Source organism: Microbacterium sp. (assembly GCF_031178525.1).
Taxonomy (GTDB): Bacteria; Actinomycetota; Actinomycetes; order Actinomycetales; family Microbacteriaceae; genus Microbacterium.
In genome coordinates, this window is record NZ_JAPSJA010000265.1 from 1 (window position 1) to 3,232 (window position 3,232).

General features: G+C 72.8%; 3 protein-coding genes. 2 read left to right on the forward strand and 1 reads right to left on the reverse strand.

The features are described from left to right. On the forward strand, positions 1 to 1,136 hold a 1,136-nt coding region (locus RIF89_RS12850), incomplete at its 5' end, for an ROK family transcriptional regulator (protein ID WP_309069493.1). A gap of 60 nt (positions 1,137 to 1,196) precedes the next feature. Here the strand turns inward: RIF89_RS12850 and RIF89_RS12855 are convergent. Then, entirely contained in the window at positions 1,197 to 2,180 is a 984-nt protein-coding gene (locus tag RIF89_RS12855; RefSeq protein ID WP_309069494.1) for an SDR family NAD(P)-dependent oxidoreductase, read from the reverse strand. A 154-nt stretch (positions 2,181 to 2,334) separates the two neighbouring features. On the opposite strand from RIF89_RS12855, the gene RIF89_RS12860 reads away from it, so the two are divergent. Then, positions 2,335 to 3,201, forward strand: a complete 867-nt coding sequence (locus RIF89_RS12860) for an HAD-IIA family hydrolase (RefSeq protein WP_309069495.1) — start codon at positions 2,335 to 2,337, stop codon at positions 3,199 to 3,201. Positions 3,202 to 3,232 lie beyond the last annotated feature (31 nt).

Here is a 3,232-nt window from a genome sequence, read left to right on the forward strand (position 1 = left end):
CACTCGGCGGCGCGGACGCCGGTGAGCTGTTCGAGCTGCTGCGCGACGGCCGGCCTCGCACCGTGTCCGACCTGGCCGCGGCGACCGGCGTCGCGCGCTCCACGGTGAGCCTGCGCCTCGACGCGCTCTCGGGGCTCGGTCTGATCGGCCCCGCCGATCCCGGACGATCGACCGGCGGCCGCCCGCCGCGTCGCATCGCCCTCATCCCCGAGGCGCGGCTGGCGCTCGCGATCGATGTGGGAGCGAGCCACGTGCAGGTGGGCCTGACGAACCTCGTGGGCGACGTGCTGCTGCGTCGGCGCGCGCCGCTCAGCGTCGCCGAGGGCCCGGATCCGGTCCTCAGCCTGGCGCTCGAGATCGCCGACGCGCTGCTCGCGGAGCTGGGCCGCGACCGCTCCGCGATCATCGCCGTGGGGGTCGGGCTCCCCGGGCCCGTGCACTTCTCGACCGGCCGCCCGTCGAAGCCGCCGATCATGCCGGGATGGGACGGGTTCGACGTGCCCGGCTGGTTCGACGACCACATCCCGGCGCCCGTGCTCGTCGACAACGACGTGAACATCATGGCGCTCGGCGAGCACAGCCGTCTGGATCAGGACATCGACCACTTCCTGTTCGTCAAGGTCGCCACGGGCATCGGCGCCGGCATCATCTCGGGCGGCCTGCTCCAGCGCGGCGCGCAGGGCATCGCGGGCGACATCGGGCACGTGCGGGTCGGCCGCGGCGAGGGTGTGCTGTGTCCGTGCGGCAACGAGGGCTGCCTCGAGGCGCTCGCGTCGGGCCCGGCGGTGGCGTCGGAGCTGCGCGCGCAGGGCATCGAGGCCGTGACGGCCCGCGACGTCGTCTCGCTCGTGGCAGCGGGCGATCTGCGCACGATCCAGGCCGTCCGGCAAGCCGGCCGCGACCTCGGTGAGGTGCTCGCGGCGAGCATCAGCTTCCTCAATCCGTCGGTCATCTCGATCGGCGGTCAGATGGCCGCGGCCGGCGAGCATCTGCTCGCGGGCGTGCGCGAGGTCGTCTACCAGCGCGCGATGCCGCTCGCCACGCGCAACCTGCAGATCATGACCGCGCGGACGGGTGATCGCGCGGGGCTGATTGGCGCCGGCATGCTCGCCATCCACCACGCATTCCGCTTCTGAAGCGCGTCTCGGCTCGCTTCGCCCGCGCGACGAGCAGGTCGCGTGCGGCCCACGCCGACCTCAGCGCGCGGCGCGGGCTGCACGGGCGAAGGGCCACTCCATGCCGGTGAGGCGCTCGCACTCCTCCCACACGCGCGTGCGCACATCCCTGTCCGCCGCCCACCGCGACGGACGCTGGCGCACCGTCCGGCCCTGCGTCCAGAACTTCGGCCCCCAGTACTCCCCGCCGCGGACATCCGGATCCGTCAGCGCGCGCACGAGCGAGTCCGCGCCGCGGTTCTTGCTCTGGGCCCAGGGCTGCACGCTGTCGCGCAGCCGCTTCCACCGGCTCGGCTCGTTCACCCCCGTCACCATCTCGGTGCGGCCGCCGATCGAGTAGCCAGGATGCGCGACCACGCTGTCGACGGGGACATCCGCCGCGCGCAGCCGCGCGTCCGCCTCGATCCCGAGCGCGTGCACGACGAGCTTCGACTGCACGTACGCGTGCCAGGCCTCGTAGCGGCGCTCGAGCTGGAAGTCGGTGGGTTCGCCGATGCCGAGGTGGGTGGACACGCTGCCCAGCCACACGAGCCGGCTGTGCTCGCGACGGGAGGCGGACTTCGCCAGCGTGGTCAGCAGCTCGGCCGCCAGCACGAAGTGCCCGAGGGCGTTCGTGGCGAACACGAGCTCGCGCCCGTCGCGCGTGAGCTCGCGCGTGCGCGGCGTGTGCACGATGCCCGCGTTGAGCAGCACGCCGTCGAGGCGCGATCGCGAGAACGGGCCGCCCCGCACGGACGCCGCCGCGGCCCGGATCGACCCCGGGTTGCTCACGTCGAGCAGCAGCGTCTCGACCGAGGCTCCCGGCACGCGCGCCTCGATCGCGTCGTGCGCGGCCGCCAGCCGGTTCGGGTGCCGCCCGCTCAGGATCACGTGCGCGCCGGCCGCCGCGAGCTTCTCGCTCGCGAAGTAGCCGAGACCCGCATTCGCTCCGGTCACGAGGTACACGCGACCGGAGAGATCCGGCAGCGAGCCCGGATCCCAGTCGGCCGGGCCTGGCGTGATCACACCGCAACCGTATCCTCCCGGGCGTCCCCCAATCGGCCGACACCGCGCAGACCGCGCTGTTCGTCGGGCGTGCGCGCGCGACGCGCCGCTCCCCCAGACCGACGAAGGTGACCAAGGGGCGACGGCGCGCGCGCAAGCCTGAAAAGATGGCCGCATGCAACGCGACGAGATCGAGTGCTGGCTCACCGACATGGACGGCGTCCTCGTGCACGAGAACGTGCCGATCCCCGGCGCCCCCGAGCTGCTGGCGAAGTGGCGCGATGAGGACACGCCGTTCCTCGTGCTCACGAACAACTCGATCTTCACGCCGCGCGACCTCAGCGCGCGCCTGCGGTCCTCGGGCATCGAGGTGCCGGAGGACCGGATCTGGACGAGCGCGCTCGCGACCGCGGACTTCCTCAAGTCGCAGGCGCCGGGCGGATCCGCGTTCGTGATCGGCGAGGCGGGCATCCTCACCGCGATGCACGAGGCCGGCTTCATCATGACCGAGACGAACCCCGACTACGTGGTCGTGGGCGAGACGCGCAACTACTCGTTCGAGGCGATCACCAAGGCGATCCGGCTGATCGGCAAGGGCGCGCGCTTCATCGTGACCAACCCCGACGCCACCGGCCCCAGCGCCGAGGGCCCGCTGCCCGCCACGGGCGCGATCGCCGCGCTCATCACGAAGGCCACCGGGCGCGTTCCCTACGTCGTCGGCAAGCCGAACCCCATGATGTTCCGTTCCGCTCTGAACCGGATCGGCGCGCACTCCGAGTCCACGGGGATGATCGGCGACCGGATGGACACGGACATCGTCGCCGGCATCGAGGCGGGTCTGCACACCATCCTGGTCATGACCGGGATCAGCGACGAGCGCGAGATCGCGCGGTATCCGTTCCGCCCGAACGAGGTCCTGGGGTCGGTCGCCGACCTGCTGAAGCCGGTGCAGCCGGTGGACGAGGAGGCGCCGGGCCATCCCGCCGCGGAGCCGGAGGGCCACGAGCCGCCGAGCGAGACCACGGGCGAGGGGACGCGGTGACGGGCGCCACGCCCGACACCGAGCTCTCCGC

What these genes read in the sequence shown, in the direction of transcription:
- RIF89_RS12860 (WP_309069495.1), top strand. Translation starts at nt 2,335, where the DNA reads ATGCAACGCGACGAGATCGAGTGCTGGCTCACCGACATGGACGGCGTC.